Annotated in this window: 12 protein-coding genes; 7 read left to right on the top strand and 5 right to left on the bottom strand. The window is 65.1% G+C overall.

Annotation, left to right across the window (positions count from 1 at the left end):
- Positions 1–4 precede the first annotated feature (4 nt).
- The 5 genes from NS355_RS05165 to NS355_RS05145 form a co-directional block, all read right to left on the bottom strand.
- Positions 5–2,914: a TonB-dependent receptor gene (locus NS355_RS05165; protein ID WP_058744720.1), complete on the bottom strand. Its 2,910-nt coding sequence runs from the start codon at positions 2,912–2,914 to the stop codon at positions 5–7.
- A gap of 363 nt (positions 2,915–3,277) precedes the next feature.
- The gene (locus NS355_RS05160) at positions 3,278–4,321 is read right to left on the bottom strand and encodes an arabinan endo-1,5-alpha-L-arabinosidase (RefSeq protein WP_153008062.1); all 1,044 of its coding nucleotides are present in this window, start codon (positions 4,319–4,321) and stop codon (positions 3,278–3,280) included.
- A 268-nt stretch (positions 4,322–4,589) separates the two neighbouring features.
- Complete coding sequence (locus NS355_RS05155; protein ID WP_058744718.1) at positions 4,590–5,684, bottom strand: PepSY-associated TM helix domain-containing protein; 1,095 nt, start codon at positions 5,682–5,684, stop codon at positions 4,590–4,592.
- A 56-nt stretch (positions 5,685–5,740) separates the two neighbouring features.
- The gene (locus NS355_RS05150) at positions 5,741–7,750 is read right to left on the bottom strand and encodes a TonB-dependent receptor (protein WP_058744741.1); all 2,010 of its coding nucleotides are present in this window, start codon (positions 7,748–7,750) and stop codon (positions 5,741–5,743) included.
- Between the two features lie 230 nt (positions 7,751–7,980).
- On the bottom strand, positions 7,981–8,412 hold the full coding sequence (locus NS355_RS05145; protein WP_058744717.1) for a hypothetical protein: 432 nt from the start codon (positions 8,410–8,412) through the stop codon (positions 7,981–7,983).
- Positions 8,413–9,010: 598 nt separating this feature from the next.
- Between NS355_RS05145 and NS355_RS05140 the strand changes: the two genes are divergently transcribed.
- The 7 genes from NS355_RS05140 (at position 9,011) to NS355_RS05110 (ending at position 16,529) form a co-directional block, all read left to right on the top strand.
- The gene (locus NS355_RS05140; protein WP_058744716.1) at positions 9,011–11,827 is read left to right on the top strand and encodes a monovalent cation/H+ antiporter subunit A; all 2,817 of its coding nucleotides are present in this window, start codon (positions 9,011–9,013) and stop codon (positions 11,825–11,827) included.
- Complete coding sequence (locus NS355_RS05135; RefSeq protein ID WP_209445022.1) at positions 11,824–12,177, top strand: Na+/H+ antiporter subunit C; 354 nt, start codon at positions 11,824–11,826, stop codon at positions 12,175–12,177. The genes NS355_RS05140 and NS355_RS05135 overlap by 4 nt, the downstream gene beginning before the upstream one ends.
- Entirely contained in the window at positions 12,174–13,697 is a 1,524-nt protein-coding gene (locus tag NS355_RS05130) for a monovalent cation/H+ antiporter subunit D (protein WP_058744715.1), read from the top strand. The genes NS355_RS05135 and NS355_RS05130 overlap by 4 nt, the downstream gene beginning before the upstream one ends.
- Complete coding sequence (locus NS355_RS05125; RefSeq protein ID WP_084787546.1) at positions 13,694–14,182, top strand: Na+/H+ antiporter subunit E; 489 nt, start codon at positions 13,694–13,696, stop codon at positions 14,180–14,182. The genes NS355_RS05130 and NS355_RS05125 overlap by 4 nt, the downstream gene beginning before the upstream one ends.
- Positions 14,179–14,448 (top strand): K+/H+ antiporter subunit F, encoded by a 270-nt coding sequence (locus tag NS355_RS05120; RefSeq protein ID WP_058744714.1) that lies wholly within the window; start codon positions 14,179–14,181, stop codon positions 14,446–14,448. The genes NS355_RS05125 and NS355_RS05120 overlap by 4 nt, the downstream gene beginning before the upstream one ends.
- The gene (locus tag NS355_RS05115; protein ID WP_058744713.1) at positions 14,445–14,858 is read left to right on the top strand and encodes a Na+/H+ antiporter subunit G; all 414 of its coding nucleotides are present in this window, start codon (positions 14,445–14,447) and stop codon (positions 14,856–14,858) included. The genes NS355_RS05120 and NS355_RS05115 overlap by 4 nt, the downstream gene beginning before the upstream one ends.
- A 453-nt stretch (positions 14,859–15,311) precedes the next feature.
- Positions 15,312–16,529 (top strand): tyrosine-type recombinase/integrase, encoded by a 1,218-nt coding sequence (locus tag NS355_RS05110; RefSeq protein ID WP_058744712.1) that lies wholly within the window; start codon positions 15,312–15,314, stop codon positions 16,527–16,529.
- Positions 16,530–16,548: the final 19 nt, after the last annotated feature.

Raw genomic sequence — 16,548 nt, 5'->3', positions numbered from 1 at the left:
CCGGTCAGAAGCGGAAGCGCATGCCCAGGCCGTAATAGCGCCCCTCGTCACGCACGTCGCGCGGATAGGACAGGCCGTTGCCATAGGCGCGATAGTTATTGAACGGCTTCGCCAGAATATTGGCGACGTCGAAAGCGACCGTGATTTCCTTGGTAATGTTGTAGTTGAAGCCGAAGTCGAGCCGCTGCACGCGGGTTACGCCCTCACCATTGTAGAAACCGGCACCGTTGATGAAATTGCTGTTGAGATACGCATCGCGATTGTTGAACGACAGGCGCGTAGACACATCACCCTTCTCATAGAAGAGTGCGATATTATAGGTCCACTTGGACAGGCCGGGGATCGGCACGAACGGCGGCGGGGTAGTGCCGCCGTTCGAGGCGAACAGATTGGCGGGGTACTGTTGTTTCCCCTCCAGATACGTGACGTTCGCCTGGACGCCGATACCGCTCCACAGCCCCGGCAGGAAGTCGAAGAAGGTCTGACCACCGACTTCGACACCCTTGATACGGCCCTTGCCCGCATTTTCCGGCCGGTTGATTTCGATGAGGCCGTAGAATGGGTCGATGGTGCGATTGATATAATCTCCGATGAACCCGTCGAGATCGCGGTAGAACACGGCCGCCGTCAGCGAGGCGGTCGGCGAGAAATAATATTCGACCGTCGCGTCATAGTTCTTCGAGATTAGCGGCCGCAGATCCGGATTGCCGCCGCCACCATAGGCGTTAGGCCGGGTGTTCAGACCGGCCGGGAAGCGCGGGTCGAGCGGCTGGTCGGGAACGACCTGTTGCGTGTTCTGGGTGATGTTCAGCGCCGGGTTCAGCTGGCCGAACTGCGGCTTGGTCCGCGTCTTGGTCACGCCGAAGCGGATCTGCAGCTTATCGTTGGGTCGAATGCGCAGCGAGATGTTGGGCAGGATGTCGACATAATTGGCGCGGGTGCGGCGAACCTCGCTGCGGCGGACGCCGTCGAACAACACCGTCGAGATACCGCTATATTCGCCCACCGTATTGACGACGCGGGTGCCGATCATACCGTCGAACCGGACCGAGCCGATGTTGAACTCGTACTTGGCCTGCCCGTAAAAGGCATAGGTCTGCTCGGTCGCATAGAAGGCGGCCAACGGGTCCAGCTGAACCTCGGGCGTGGAGAAGCGGTTCAGTGCGTCGCGATAGCCCTGATCGCCGGGATTGGCCGCAACCAACCGCTGCAACGCATTGAAGGCATATTGGCGAAGCTGCGGCGCGTTGCCCGCAATGCCGTCACGCGACGGCATCAGCCAGCTGGTGAAGCCCTGGTTGCCGCGGAACGCATTCTGGGTCAGCCCCAGATCGCCGGTCGGCACCTGCGCCAGCGGGATCGCCAACGGCTCGGTATAGGCATAGCGATTGCCGCGCTTCAGCGACGCGTCGCGATCGGTCCAGCGGATACCGAATTGCAGCCTGGGGAACAGCGACAGATCGGTATCGAGGTCCACGTCGGTGCGCCACTGCCACCCCTTGCCTTGCACGCGGTAGGTCGCCTCGAAGTAACCGCGCCAGATATAGTTGGCCGGGTTCGTGTTGTCGAAGCCCGGCAGGTCGAACGACACGCCATCGTTGACGAAGAAATTGACGTTCGCGACCGGCACCTTGGAAAAGGCGGTGTCGAAGCTCCACTCGTCCGAACCATATTCCGAGTTGGTGTAGGCAAGGTCCGTCGACAGATGCGCGCGACCGATATCCCATTTGGCGCCGCCCGCCGCCTGGTACGTATTGGTGTACCCCTTGACCGTGCTGCGATAGGCCTCGGGCCGATATCCGCCGGTCTTGGTCAGGCTCTGCACCTGAAGCGGCTCGCCGGGGCGCAGCACGACGTCGCTCAACGTCGGATTGTTGTCGAGCAGCGGAACACGGAACCAGTCGTTCGCGATCTCGCCGCGATAGCCCTGATAGAGGAAGTCGTAATAGAGTTCGAGGTTATGCGCCGGGCGCCATTGGACACTGGCATTCATGGCCGGTCGCCAACGCTTGCCGCTGTCATTATAGACGCCGACCGCAGTCGGGACCTGGAAATTGCGACCGACCGACGTCGGCAGCACCGTCGTCCCTGTCGTCGGCGAATTGGTGTTGCCCTCACCCCAGCGCACGGCGTTACGATACTGCGCCTGAGTGTAGGTGGCGTTGATCAGCCAGCCGATCTCACCGATGGGGGTTTCGGCGCGCTGGCTGAGAAGCAGGTTGCCCAGCGGATCGAACTTCTTCGACTGGTCGTTGTAGGTGCCGCGAACGCCGCCCGCGATCGTGAAGCCCTTTTCGAAATCGAAAGGCCGACGCGAACGCACGTTGATGAGGCCCGCCAGGCCCGGTTCCAACAGGTCGGCCGTGCCCGACTTGTAGACTTCGAGGCCCGCCAGCGCACCCGCCGGGAAATCCTGAAGCGCGACGCCACGGCCTTCGGCGGTGAAGATGTCGCGGCCGTTGAAGGTGGTCGCCACGTCGGGCAAGCCACGGACCAGCACCTGATTCACTTCGTCGCTGTAGCGGCTGACCTGGATGCCGGTCACGCGGGCGAGCGATTCCGCCGCCGTATTGTCGGGCAGCTTGCCGATATCCTGCGCGACGATCGCGTCGAGGATCGCATCGGAATTACGCTTGATCGCCTGCGCCGAACCCAGGCTGGCGCGAAAGCCGGTGACGACGATATCGCGCGGATCGGTCTGCGTCTCCGGCAGCCCGGTGGTCGAGGCCTGGACGGGGCTGCGGTCGGGCACCTCGGCGACATCCTGGCGAATGCCGACGGCAGTCTGCGCCTCGATCGGGGCGTTCGGATCGGCGGCTTGGGTCGTCTTTGCGTCGGTCGACGTCTGGGCCATGGCGGGGGCCGCCAACAACGCCCATGGCGTGACGGACAGCAAAAGGATGTGGCGCTTCATCAGATTTCCCCTCCTGTTGGCCCGAGTTCTCGGTGCCGGTAAGGGGCTGATTTGTCTGACTAACGACAACCATCGTCAAGTCGGACATAACAAAAAATTTATACAGCGTTCAGATCGTGGATTTTGGGTCACACACCCTGACGCCGGGCGTTTGCGATGTTAGCGCTGCCAATATGCAATTCCGATTTTAATTCAAACGGTAGGATCCGGCCTCAATGCTCCATCCGCCAAATCACACTTGTCCGTCTTTTAAATTGGATCACGAGTCTCCTTGGCGGGTTCACACCCGACTACCAGCGACGAGCGCCACCCATCGCGTCAAAAGCGAGCCTTGAAGCGCCCACCGCCGAATCTCCAACCTGGTCAAGAAGCCGTCTTCTCCAAGATCGGCCAACCCGCCTCGTCCCACTCAAGCCGGGCGATCCGCAACGTCGCGACACCCCCGGCAGCCGCGTCATAGGCATGGTGGACCAGATAATGGCGCCCATCGCGATCACGCATCACGCCGGCATGGCCCGGCCCGCGAAAGCGATCGCGCCCCGCCGTATCGGCCTGAAGGAGCACCGTCCCGCCGCCCTCGCGCATCGCCCGACCCGAACGGTCCAGATAGGGCCCCTCGATCGAACGCGCGCGCCCGATGCGCAGATGATAACTGCTCTTGGTTCCGCGACAGCAAAAGTCGAACGAGACGATCAGCCAGTACCAGCCCCCATGATCGATTATGAAGGGGGCTTCGATCGCATTGGTCTTGTCGCCCATGTCGCGCCGGGCGATCATTTGGGGCTTGGCCCCGGCGGCAGGCTTGCCGCTCCCCGGATCGAGCCGGATCAGTTGGATCCCACCCCAGAAACTGCCAAAGCTCAGCCATTGGCGACCCTGGCGATCGCGCACGAACGCCGGATCGATCGCATTATACGGATCGCCCTCCCGCGACGCGATGACCAGTCCCTCGTCTCGCCAGCCATAGCCGGGCGCGGCTGGGTCCAACGTCGTGGCGGTCGCCAGGCCGATCGCCGAATGCTGCGTGCCGAAGCGGGAAACCGAATAATATAACCGATACCGATCGCCGACCCGCGCGATGTCGGGGGCCCACATCTCCAGCGCGCCGGGCACCGCTGTACGGGCCCAGTCCGGCAGGTCGGGCAAAGGCGACGGCAAAGGGGCCCAATGCCGCAGGTCGCGCGACGTCCGCGCCACCAACGGCCGCCTGTCACGCTGCCCCGTCGAATAGACGTAATACCGGTCGCCTTCGCGGATCAGCACCGGATCATGCGCCGGAACGACATCGCCCGACAGGGCCGCCTCACGCGGCGCGGTGATCAAAGCCTCGCTGCCCGATGCCACCGCGCCGACGAGCACCATCCCCCGCAACAGATACAAGCTTCGCGATCGGCCCAGTTGACGCATGACCCCTCCCGTGCTCTGCCGCCGGATCACGCATTCGCCCAGCAGACTGATATAACGGGATTATGGTCAGACATAAGTCGGCGCAAGTTGCGTAACGATGTCCAGAGATGTTCTCGGTACTTTGAGGAGTGCCGCCCTAAAAAAGTCCCAGGTGGACACTCAAACTATTCGGAAATGTCATTGGTGCAAGGTGGATCCTCAATACGTCGCGCATGCCTGAAGCCCCGTTCGTGCGGTTGTTCGCCATCGTTGCGGTCAGCGCCGGTCTTTACGTCGCGGCCACATCGTTCCGATCGCCGCGCTTCCTGACGCGGCGTCGCCAATGAAGGAAGCCGGTCGCGGCCAATAGGGTGGGCGCAAAGCCGATCAGGACCGCCACAATCCTCATCGGCAGACCGCCCACCGATCCGTCGTGAAGCGGACGGACCCAGGCATTGATCGCGGTCCCGATGCCGCCGCTACGGACATCCTGAACCGCGACCACGCGGGCCGTGTGGCGATCGACGAAAACATAACTGCCCGGAAAGCGAGCGTGCGGGTCGCCCGATACCTGCAAGCGGAAGCGATAGGGCTGGCCGCCGTCACCCGGAACATCGATGAACACGAGCCTTGCATCGGGAATGGCGGCCCGCGCCACGCCCAGCGCCTGGTGCAGGGATATCGGTGTCCCGATCCCGCCGGAGGATCGCGGTTCCGGGACAGGCAACGGTGCAAGCACAGCAGCCTTCACGCTGGGTAGCGCCAGGATCACGCCGGTCGCGGTTATGATCATCAGCAGCAAGGCGCTGCCGACGCCCGTCAGTTTGTGCAGGTCGCGCAGTCGGCGGATCGGTGTGGCGCGTCGCTTGAACGCCAGCGCCTTTGCCCAGCTGCCGCGCGGCCACCAAGCGATGACGCCCGTCGCCAGCAGGAACAGCATGGCGACGCCGGACCACCCGACGATCTGCAACCCCATATCGCCGGCGAGCAGTTGCATGTGCAACTCGTAGATCCAGCTCATCAGATAGCCGCCCCATGGCGCGACGCGGACGATCCGGCCGCCATCGGGCGAGAACCATAGCATTTGCCGCGGTGAATGCGCCGCGCCGGGCGCGGAGGGTGGATAGTAGCGCGCCGGGATCGCGCCGCCCTCGCCCGTCACCTCGAATGACCATCTGCCCGCCGGATCGAAGCCCGCCGCGCGCCCGGTCGCCAGCGCGCGGTCCCAGACGGGCGAGGACCAGCCCGGTGCCGGGGCACGGGCGTCGCTGTGCGCTTCGGGATGCAGCGCCTCGTCGATGCCGACATAGAAGACCAGCGCCGATCCCGTCAGGCCGATCACGACGAACAGCAGGCCGACCGACAGTCCTAGCCACAGATGCACCCGTCTGACCCAGATCCGCCATGATCGCCCCGAAGCGGCCGCTTGCGCCCGCATCGTCAAAACCGCGCCCGGACCGCGCCGAAGACGCTACGCGGATCGGCGGGCGCGTGCAGGCGCTGCGTGCCGTCATACCAGACATATTCGTATCGATCGTTCGTCAGGTTGCGCACCTGCGCCGACAGCTCGATCGCCTTGGTGATGCGGTACGCCAGTTCGGCCGTGACCTGGAAATAATCGCCATAGCGGCCCTGGCTGTTCGCGGTGTTCAACTCATAGGAGGACTGGCCATTGCCCCAGAGCGAGGCGCGCCATGGCAGTGTCGTTGGCACCCATTCGATCCCGGCGGTGTAGACGTTGCGGGGGACATGATCGATCTCATTGCCTGCGGTCAGCGGGGCGGCTGGATCGGGCACGCGGATGATCGCCTTCTGGTGCGACCAGCTGGCCCAGGCCGACAGGCCGGAGAGCGGCTGCACGCTCGCCTCCAAATCGAAGCCGCGACGGCGCGTAGCCCCAAGATTGTCGAACTCGCCGGACGGGTCGTTGAGGCGACGCTTCAACTCGCCGGTCGCGGTCTGTTGCCACACCGCCGCGCGAGCGGTCAGCCAGCGGCCCTGTGACAGCCTGATGCCGCCTTCGAAGCCTTCGTTGATCGAGGCGGCGACATCGCGCACGCGCGGCGGCACGACATAGGCGCCCGAGCCCGCGCCGATCTGGAAGGTCCGCCCGAAATTGCCATAGGCGGTCAGTCCGGGGACGGGCGTGACCGCGACCGACAGCTTGGGCTGGCTGATCGTGCCGTAATCGTTGACCGGGTAGCTGAGGCCGTTCAGCCGGTTGGTGAAATACCCGCTCACCCGATCGATACGCCATGCCGGCGTGATCGTCAGCCAGCGGACCGGGGTCACGATCGCCTGCACATAGCCACCGCCGACCGTCAGGTCGAAATCCTGGTTGCGCGTGGCGGCCGTGATGATCCGCCGGTTGGTGGTCCAGCGCAGGCTCTGGTTATGCTGCCACTGCACGTCGCCACCCGCCTCGGCCATCAGCCAGTCGGCCGCGTGCCAGTGCAGGCCGGTCACCACGCCATAATGCTGCTCGTCGGTCAGCCGCTGTTGTTGCGCGACATTCGCCGAGAAGCGGACAAAGCGATTGTCGTGGTTGGTCGTCGCATAGCCGATCGCGGTCAGCGACAGGTCGCGCGCCAGATCGGCATCGAGATGGAGGCTGTACTGGCTGAGTTCGCGCATGCCGCCATCGGTTGCGGACACATCGTAGGAACGCTGTCGGTCGGTATAGGCATCGGCATCGGTCAGATAGCCCGGCTCCTCCGCCTCGCTGCGGCTGTGACGCGCGATCAGCCCGAGTTTGGCCGGGCCGAAGTCGTAGAACCACTTGCCCGCGAAGTTCAGGCGGTCGAGATCGGCATGGTCGCGAAAACCGTCGCTCTGACGGTAGGACAGCAGATAATTCTGGCTTAGCCGCCCGGTCTCGACCCCGGCCGACATCTGCGCGTCATAGGTGCCGAACGCGCCGACGATGCCGCGCGCGTCGAGATAGTTGCCGCCGATCCGTGTCTTGATGTCGGCACTGCCCGCGATCGCGTGCAGCCCCCAGCGCGGGTCGGATGTGCCGCGCACCAGTTCGACCGAAGCGATGTCGAGGGGGGAGATGAAATCGATAAAGTCCATCCGCCCGGCGTTGTCGTTGGACGGCACGCCATCGATCAGCAGCTTGACCGCGTTGATCTCGCCCTCGCCATTGAACCCGCGAATCGAGAAGCGACCCGAGGTCGTACCCTGGTTGAAGTCGGTCAGGACGACGCCGGGCAGCCGGGCGAACAGTTCCCAGGCATTGTCGACATTCTGGCGCTGCGCGACGTCACCGCTCAGCACGTCGACCGAGGTCAGGACATTGGCGGTCGAACGGGCCATGGATTTGGCGGTGACGACGACCTCGTCCCCGCCGATCGTGATCTGCGTATCGGCGCGCTGCTGCGCTGCGGACGGCGCGGCGATCAGGAAACAGGAGGTGGCGGCCGCCACCATCAAACCGGTCTTCGACATCATATCCCCCAAGACCCGCGCTCTGGCGGATCGAATGCTTTCATATTTTTGCCATCAGGCGCGTCAGGCCCCACGGGACCGCGTCAGAACCTGGGCTCGCGCGCGAAACCCCATGATCCGCCGCATCGCGGATCGCTGGCGGCCGGAAACCGACGCGGGACGGGCTTCGCGTGGCAGCAGGCAGGGCTGCACGACGGCGGGCTTGGCCGACCGGTGTCCCGGTCAGTTCGTCAGGCGGAAAGCGGGGGACCGCGCAGCGGTGGACGGAGATAGGGGGCGGCACGGGGGGCAATGCGCGGCACGCTGCGCAGCGCCATGAGCGCGACGGCGGCCAGCGCGACGGCCAGCAGCACGACGTCGACGGCGCCCATGACCTGCGCGGACAGACCCGCAAAGGCGCAGGGCATTTCGGATTTGCCGTGATCGGTCGATTTGTCCGCGTCCGGCATGGTGCCATGCACCATGGTCATGGCGTGATCCATGTCCGGCATGGCCATAGCTGTGGGCTGGGTCACCGTGCCCGGACACATCGTGATGGAAAGGCGCCCGTGATCGGAAGCGATCATGTAGCCGGTCGGCACCAGCAGCCTGAGCAGCAAGGCGGCCGCGCAGATGAGCACCGCAAGGTGGCGTTGCGCCAGGAGATGCCGGACAGCCTGCACGACCCAGCCGTTATCGTGACCACCATGTCATGTCACTGGGACATTCTGTCAGCGGCCACATGGGTTAGTTGGACAGTAGCCTCCCGTTTCTGTTGCCGCTTCGCTTCGTTTCATGGCTCGATCCGCTGACGATGGAGCCGTAACGTAAGGCGGGGATGGCCATGGGCCGTTCCTCCCCTCGCGGGTCGGATGTGGTTTCGGACTTGCCAGCGCGTTTCCCGGACCGACCATTTCGACCGACTTCGCTGCCAAAGCGGGCTTGAAGTCGGTCGAAACAGCTTTCGCGATCGGAGCGTCCTTGCCCTCGGTGTCCGAGCAGGGTTGTGATCCTTTCCCCCATCATGCACAATCGCGTCCGGGTGTTCGCAGATCGCTGGTGCGGGCAGGTTCTAACGTTGGTCGGGCCGCCAACGCGGAATCCTTGTACCCGGAGTATCGGCTTGTCCGACCGAACCTGCCCGCCTGCTGCCTCGTGCATCGTCGTCACGCTATCGGGTGACCTGCCCAAATCGCGCTTTCCTCTCGCAAGCCGGGAAGGCTTGCGGCTTGCCGATATGCGCCGTCAACCACGTGATCGGACAGGTCGCGCAAGGGGGAAATGCACTTGGCGCTGCTGATCCTGCTATCCATGCCGTTCCTCGCGGTCATCCTGTTGATGGTGACCCGACAATCGTCGCGGCAGGTCCATATGCTGATCGCTGGGACCGCCAGCGCGGGCGGGTTGGCCGTTCTGTTGTCGCAAGCGGGCGCGGTGCTTTCCGGCCGGACGCCGACGGCAGGCATGGCGTGGCTGCCGACACTCGGTCTCGATTTCAGCCTGTGGCTGGACCCGCTGGCGTTGCTGTTCGCCGGGTTGATCCTCGGCATCGGGCTGCTCGTCATCGTATATGCGCAAGGGTATCTGGCGAAGAACGAGGCGACGGCGCGGTTCCTGTCCTTCCTGATGCTGTTCCAGGGGGCGATGGTCGGGATCGCCCTGTCCGGCAATGTGCTGCTGATGCTGGTGTTCTGGGAGCTGACCAGCCTGGCGTCCTTCCTCTTGATCGGTTTCTGGCGCGACCGCGCCGACGCGCGACAGGGTGCGCGAATGGCGCTGACCATCACCGGCGGGGGCGGTCTTGCGTTGATCGCGGGCATGGTCCTGCTGGGCAAGGCGGCGGGCAGCTATGATCTGGCGACGATCCTGGCACGCGCCGATCTGGTGCAGGCGTCGCCGCTCTATCCTGCGATCCTGATCCTGATCCTGGCAGGGGCCTTCACCAAGTCGGCGCAGTTTCCCTTCCACTTCTGGCTGCCCCACGCGATGGCCGCGCCGACCCCGGTCAGCGCCTATCTCCATTCCGCGACGATGGTGAAGGCGGGGGTGTTCCTCCTCGCGCGGCTGTGGCCGGTGCTGGCGGGAACCGATCTGTGGTTCGGCATCGTCGCGCCGATCGGCTTGGTGACGATGGTATTCGGCGCAGGCGTCGCGCTGTTCCGCCACGATCTGAAGGCGATCCTCGCCTATTCGACGATCAGCCAATTGGGGCTGATGGTGATGTTGCTCGGCTTCGGGACGGGCGCGGCGGTGACGGCGGCGGTCTTTCACATCCTCAACCATGCGGCCTTCAAGGCGACGCTGTTCATGCATGCGGGTATCGTCGACCATGAGACGGGCACGCGCGACATGCGGCGGCTGGGCGGCCTGGCGGCGGTCATGCCGCTGACGGCGACGCTGGGCGTGCTGGCCGCCGCCGCGATGGCGGGTCTGCCGCCGCTCGGCGGGTTCATCTCCAAGGAGATGATGCTGGAGCAGAGTGCGCACACCGTGTGGGCGGGACAGGCCTTGCTGGTGCCCGTGCTGGCGACCATCGCGGCGATGCTGTCGGCGGCCTATTCGCTGCGCTATGCGGTCGCGCTGCATTTCGGCGCGCGGCGGACCGGCGATGTCGCCGCGCCGCACGATCCGGGGGCCATGCTGCTCGGGCCGCCGGCGATATTGGGGGCCGCCGCGCTGGCGCTCGGACTGTTGCCGATGACCTTGGCGGGGCCGCTGGTGGCAGCCGCCAGCGCGGCGGTGACGGGCGGCGCGGTGCCCGAACTGCATCTCGCATTATGGCACGGCATCAATCCGGCGCTGTTGATGAGCGTGGGCGCGGTCGCGGTCGCGATACTGCTCCTCTGGGCTTATCCGGCGATGGCCAAAACGGTCGCCCACATTCCATTGCCCGACGCCAAGCATCTGTTCGACCGAAGCCTGACGGCGATCGTCGAGGGGCTGCGACGCGTGTCGGGCATGATCCATGTCGCGTCGCTGCAACGCTATCTGATGGTGTTGTTCGTCGTCGCGCTCGCGCTCGGCAGCGACGCCGCGTTCCGGTCCGGCATCGCCGCCGGAGCGCGGCCGACCACGCCCGCGTCGCTGGCGGCCATCGTCGCCTGGGCCGCGCTGGTCGTCGCGACTCTGGCGGTGGTGACGGTCGACCGACGGCGCTATCTTGCGCTGGTCTTCATCAGCGTCATCGGCCTCGTCATGGCGCTGGCGTTCATTCACCTCTCCGCCCCCGATCTCGCGCTCACCCAGATTTCGGTCGAGGTGGTGACGATCCTGCTGATGCTGCTGGCGCTGCACCTGTTGCCGGGCAACCCGCCTCGCCTCTCTGGGATGCCGCGACGGCTGCGCGACGGCGTGATCGCAGCGGCGGGCGGGCTGGGCACCGGCTGGCTTGCCTGGGCCATCATGACGCGGCCGGTGCGTGAGGGGATTTCGCGCTTTCACTGGGACAACAGCTATTCGGGCGGGGGCGGCACCAATGTCGTCAACGTCACGCTGGTCGACTTCCGCGCGTTCGACACCTTGGGGGAGATCACGGTCCTGGGCATTGCGGGCTTGGCCATCTTCGCCCTGCTCGAGCCCGCGGCGCGCGGTGTGGCCGGTCGACGACTGCGCGAATGGCGGTCGGGGGATCGTTTCTCGCCCGAGCGTCACCCGATGATGTTCGTCATGGCGACCCGGCTGCTGCTGCCGCTGGCGCTGCTGGTCGGATTATACTTGTTTCTGCGCGGGCATAATCAGCCGGGCGGCGGCTTCATCGCGGCGCTGATCTTCTCCATCGCGATCCTGCTGCAATATCTGGCGTCCGGCTTCGACTGGACCGATGGCCGGCGACGGATCGGTGAGCATCAACTGATCGGGTTCGGCGTGCTGATCGCGGTCGCGACGGGGCTCGGCTCGCTGGTGTTCGGCGCGCCGTTCCTGACGAGCAGCTTCGGCTATGTCCATCTGCCGTTGATCGGCGAGTTCGAACTCGCGACGGCAATGCTGTTCGATCTGGGCGTCGCCTGCGTCGTCGTCGGCGCGGTAATGATGGCGCTGGAACAGCTTGCCCATGTCGCGCAGCGGGCGGCCAGGCATGATGGCGAGGACGCGGCATGAGCCTGGAGTTTCTGGTCGCGTCGGCCATCGGCGTGCTGGTCGCTGGCGGCATGTACCTTGCCCTGCGCGCACGGACATTCCAGGTCGTGCTGGGGCTGACCTTGCTGTCCTATGCGGTCAACCTGTTCCTGTTCGCGATCGGGCGGCTGACCGTCGACCGCCCGCCCCTCTATGCCAAGGGGGTGACCGACCATGCCGATCCCCTGCCGCAGGCGCTGGTCCTGACTGCGATCGTCATCACCTTCGGCATGACCGCGCTGACCGTCATCCTCTCGCTGCGCAGCTTCCTGGAAAGCGGATCGGATCAGGTCGACGGCCGTGGCGAACCGGACAAGGAGGGGGAGGCATGACGCTTGCCGACCATCTGCTCGTGGCCCCGGTCGTCCTGCCCGCCGTGACCGCATCGGTCGCCATGCTGCTGATGCGACGTCATCGCCCCCTCGCGCTGGCCTTCTCGCTGGGTGGCGGGATCGCGACGCTGGTCGCGAGCATCTTGCTGTTCGTGATGGCGCAGGACGATGCGATCCGCAGCTATGCGCTGGGGGCATGGCCTGCGCCGTTCGGCATCGTCCTGATGCTCGACCGGCTGGCCGCGACGATGCTGGTGCTGGCCGCCGTGCTGGGGGTCGTCGTGCTAGTCCATGCCGTCGTCACCGGCGCGAACCGGCGGGGCTGGCATTTCCATCCGCTGTTCCATTTCCAGCTGATGGGACTGAACGGCGCGTTCCTGACCGGCGACCTGTTCAACCTGTTCGTCTTCTTCGAAGTGCTGCTGATCGCGTCCTATGGCTTGATGCTGCACGGGCAGGGCGCACTGCGACTGAAGGCGGGCGTGGCCTATGTCGTGGTCAATATCGTCGGATCGGCACTGTTCCTGATCGCGCTGGGGCTGCTCTACGGCCTGACGGGCACGCTCAACATGGCGGATCTGGCGGTGAAGGTCGCCGCGCTGGGTGCGGGGGATCAGGGGCTGCTGCGCGTTGCCGGGCTGTTGTTGCTGACGGTGTTCGCGCTGAAGGCGGCGGTGGTGCCCATCCATCTTTGGTTGCCACGCACCTATGCCGCGACGATGCCGGTGGTCGCGGCGCTGTTCGCGATCATGACCAAGGTCGGCGTCTATGCGATGATCCGTACCGTGCCACTGATCTTCGGGGCCAAGGCGGGCGCGGCGGCGTGGTTGCCCGTGCCCTATCTGCTGCCGACGGCGATCCTCGGGGCGATCCTTGGCTTTGTCGGGGTGCTGGTGGCGCGCGGCATGCGCGAACAGGCGGCGTTCGCGGTGCTGGGGTCGACCGGCACGCTGTTGATGGCAGTATCTTTCTGGCAGGAGGCGACATTGGCCGCCGCGCTCTATTATCTGGTGCAGGCGACGCTGGCCGGGGCAGCCCTGTTTCTCGTCGCCGATGTCGCGATGCGGCGGCGCGGCCAATATGCCGATGCGATCGTTCCCAGCCCGCGCTTCGCCGGGCAGGATGGTGCGGGGCTGCTATACCTGATCGCGGCGATCGCAGCGGTCGGGCTGCCGCCGCTGGCGGGCTTTGTGGGCAAGCTGCTGATCCTCGATGCCAGCTTTGCCCTGCCGGGTTGGCAAGCGGTCTGGACGACGATCCTCGTGACGACCCTGGTCGGCGTCATCGGCTTTTCACGCAGCGGCTCGACCCTGTTCTGGAAGGAAGCGCCCCCGGCGGCGGCGGCCATTGCAGGCACCGACCGGTCCCGCGCCGAGTTCGTGGCCCCGATTGTCCTACTCGCCCTGCTGGCGGTGCTGACCGTCACGGCCGGTTGGGTGACGGCGCAGACGCGTGCGACGGCGGCGCAGATCATGGCGCCCGAACGCTATGTCGTGGCGATATTGGGGGCGACGCGGTGAAGCGGCTGCTGCCCCATCCTGCGCTGTCGGCGATGCTGCTGATCGTCTGGCTGCTGATGGCGAACACCATCACCATGGGCGGCATCGTACTGGGTGGCATCTTCGCGCTGATCCTGCCGAAATTCACCCAGCCCTTCTGGCCCGACCGCCCCCGGATGCGTTTCGGTCGCGCCTTTCTGGCCTATCTGGCGATCGTGGTGTTCGACATCGTGATCGCCAATTTCCAGGTCGCGCGGCTGATCCTGTTCCGGCGCAATCGCGATCTTCGCGCCCGCTGGTTGATCATACCCATCGAGCTGACCACGCCGGAGGCCATCACGATGCTGGCCGGCACGATCAGCCTGACGCCGGGCACCGTGTCGTCCGATGTGTCGGCAGACGGCCGTTACCTGTTGGTCCATGCCCTCGACGTCGCCGATGACGGCGCGGAGGTGGCCCGGATCAGAACGCGCTACCAGGCACGCCTGCAACGGATTTTCAAATGATCGCCATTGCGCTCCCTATCGCGACCGGCTGCATCGCGCTTGCCCTGTTGCTCAATCTCTGGCGGCTGCTGCGCGGACCGGCGCTCGGCGACCGGATCGTCGCGCTCGACACGATGGTCATCAACGCCATCGCCCTGATTGTGCTGATCGGCATGATCGGCGGCAACGACACCTATTTCGAGGCTGCGTTGCTGCTCGCCATGGTCGGGTTCGTCAGCACCATCGCCTATTGCAAGTTCATCCTGCGCGGGGACATCGTGGAATGAGCGTCATCGCCGATATCGTCATCGTCGCCCTGCTGCTGCTGGGGGCGGGGTTCGCGCTGATCGGCAGCTGGGGGCTGGTCCGCCTGCCCACGACGATGGAGCGGCTGCACGGTCCGACCAAGGCGACCACCCTGGGGCTCGGCGCGCTGCTGATCGCTTCCGTGATCTATTTCCAGACGCGGCTCGGGATCTGGACCGCGCACGAATTGCTGATCTCGCTGTTCCTTTTCATCACCGCGCCGGTCTCGGCCAATATGATCGCCAAGGTCCATCTCCATCGGGCGCGAACGGGCGCCGCCAACGAGCCTGTCGGTATCGCCGGTCCGCCACCACGGCCGGGCGAGCAGGGCGACTGGGCGACCTTCGAGGCGCCGAAGCGGGAAACCCCCGCATCGACCGCGAACAGCTGACGCTCGCACCATGAACATCAGACGGTGGACGCCGGATTACCAGTTGCGCCGCCGGTGACGAACGCCGGTCCGGTTGTTCAAGGGGCGCATCGTGCTGGCGGCCGCCGATTAATTCTGCCTCGGCGGGTGTTGGGCCGGTGGCCCATGTCGGTAATTCAGCGCCAGTGGCGCAACTGGCGAAGGGCAAGCAGAGGATCAATGACCGAACGATCGACCATTTCGGTGACGGGCTTCGCGGAGAGAATGCGAAGCGACGACAATTCGCTCCGCGCAGTGCCCGGTTTCGACCGGAAATGGTGCCCCTGGCCGGTATCTAACTAATTGACCGCCACCGTTCGTTCCCGACCGCTCCCCCTCCTATGGGGAGAACAGACAAAGGCCATTTGTTCCGCAATCGTTCGTAGACGTTCGCTATAAGCCGCGATATAGTGAGGGAACGGTTGAGGGAGCATTATGGGCAAGCTGACAGCCCTGTCGGTCAAGAACGCCAAGCCGGGACGCCATGCCGATGGTGATGGCCTGTACCTGCTTGCCAAGCCGACTGGCGCAAAGTCCTGGCTGCTGCGCGTGCAGGTCGATGGGCAGCGGCGGGACATTGGCCTGGGCTCGGTCGACACGACCAGTCGCGTCGGTGCGGATCGCAACACCCCTCCCCCGATTGCCATCCCGATTCTGCATAAGAAGGTCCTGACGCTCAGCGAGGCGCGGGAGAAGGCCGGGCTGCTGCGCACGGCCGCCAAGTCCGGCCTCGACCCGATCGCTGAACGCGACCGCGAGCGCCGCAAGGTGCCGACCTTCGAGGAAGCCGCGAAAGCGACACACGACGCGCTGAAGAGTGGCTGGTCGGAGAAGACCGCGACCGTCTTCCTCAGCTCGCTCAAGAACCACGCCTATCCGTCATTGGGCAAGATGCGTGTCGACCGGATCGATGCCGAGCACATCCGGGACGCCGTCGCGCCGATCTGGACCAGCAAGACCGACATGGCGCGGAAGGTGAGGTTCCGCATCAGTAAGGTGCTGGACTTCGCCAAGTCGAAGGGATGGCGGAAGAGTGAGGCGCCGCGCAAGTCGGTGACGGTAGGCTTGGCCAAGCAGGCTCAGGGCGGGAATTACGCCGCCATGCCCTATGATCAAGTACCTGCCGTCGTGGCAGAGCTGTATGCCGGAGCACCAACCAAAGGGCGCCAGGCACTATTGTTGACGATCCTGACAGCCGCCCGCTCGGGCGAGGTTCGGTCGGCACGACGCAAGCATTTCGACCTCGACAAGGCGGAGTGGCACCGGCCGCCCGAGGTGATGAAGGCCAGGACCGCGCATACCGTCACGCTGAGCAAGCCAGCTGTCGCGCTGCTGAAGCAGATCTTCGAGGAAGGCGGCCACGAGCCCGACGACCTCGTTTTCCCCAACCGTAAAGGTGAGCAGCTTTCCGATATGACGTTGAGCAAGGCCCTGCGTGATGCAGGACACGCCTATACCGTGCATGGCTTCCGCAGCTCGTTCCGGGACTGGGCAGCCGAGAAGATGCCAGAGGTGCCCGACGCAGTTGCCGAAGCTGCTCTGGCGCACGTCGTGCCGGACAAGGTGATCCGGGCGTACAAGCGTGCTAAGTTCCTCGACATGCGGCGCGGGTTGCTGGAGGCGTGGGGGGCTTATGTCAAAGGATCCCACTGACCTTGAGATGGAGCAGCTG

The sequence above is a fragment of the Sphingomonas yabuuchiae genome (assembly GCF_001477495.1).
In the GTDB taxonomy this organism is placed as follows: Bacteria; Pseudomonadota; Alphaproteobacteria; order Sphingomonadales; family Sphingomonadaceae; genus Sphingomonas; species Sphingomonas yabuuchiae_A.
The sequence above is the reverse complement of the archived record's forward strand: the minus strand, read 5'-3'. Positions and strand labels throughout refer to the sequence as shown.

What these genes read in the sequence shown, in the direction of transcription:
- NS355_RS05120 (WP_058744714.1), top strand. Translation starts at nt 14,179, where the DNA reads ATGATCGCCATTGCGCTCCCTATCGCGACCGGCTGCATCGCGCTTGCC.
- NS355_RS05150 (WP_058744741.1), bottom strand. Translation starts at nt 7,750, where the DNA reads ATGTCGAAGACCGGTTTGATGGTGGCGGCCGCCACCTCCTGTTTCCTG.
- NS355_RS05135 (WP_209445022.1), top strand. Translation starts at nt 11,824, where the DNA reads ATGAGCCTGGAGTTTCTGGTCGCGTCGGCCATCGGCGTGCTGGTCGCT.
- NS355_RS05160 (WP_153008062.1), bottom strand. Translation starts at nt 4,321, where the DNA reads ATGCGTCAACTGGGCCGATCGCGAAGCTTGTATCTGTTGCGGGGGATG.
- NS355_RS05130 (WP_058744715.1), top strand. Translation starts at nt 12,174, where the DNA reads ATGACGCTTGCCGACCATCTGCTCGTGGCCCCGGTCGTCCTGCCCGCC.
- NS355_RS05110 (WP_058744712.1), top strand. Translation starts at nt 15,312, where the DNA reads ATGGGCAAGCTGACAGCCCTGTCGGTCAAGAACGCCAAGCCGGGACGC.
- NS355_RS05115 (WP_058744713.1), top strand. Translation starts at nt 14,445, where the DNA reads ATGAGCGTCATCGCCGATATCGTCATCGTCGCCCTGCTGCTGCTGGGG.
- NS355_RS05165 (WP_058744720.1), bottom strand. Translation starts at nt 2,914, where the DNA reads ATGAAGCGCCACATCCTTTTGCTGTCCGTCACGCCATGGGCGTTGTTG.
- NS355_RS05140 (WP_058744716.1), top strand. Translation starts at nt 9,011, where the DNA reads ATGCACTTGGCGCTGCTGATCCTGCTATCCATGCCGTTCCTCGCGGTC.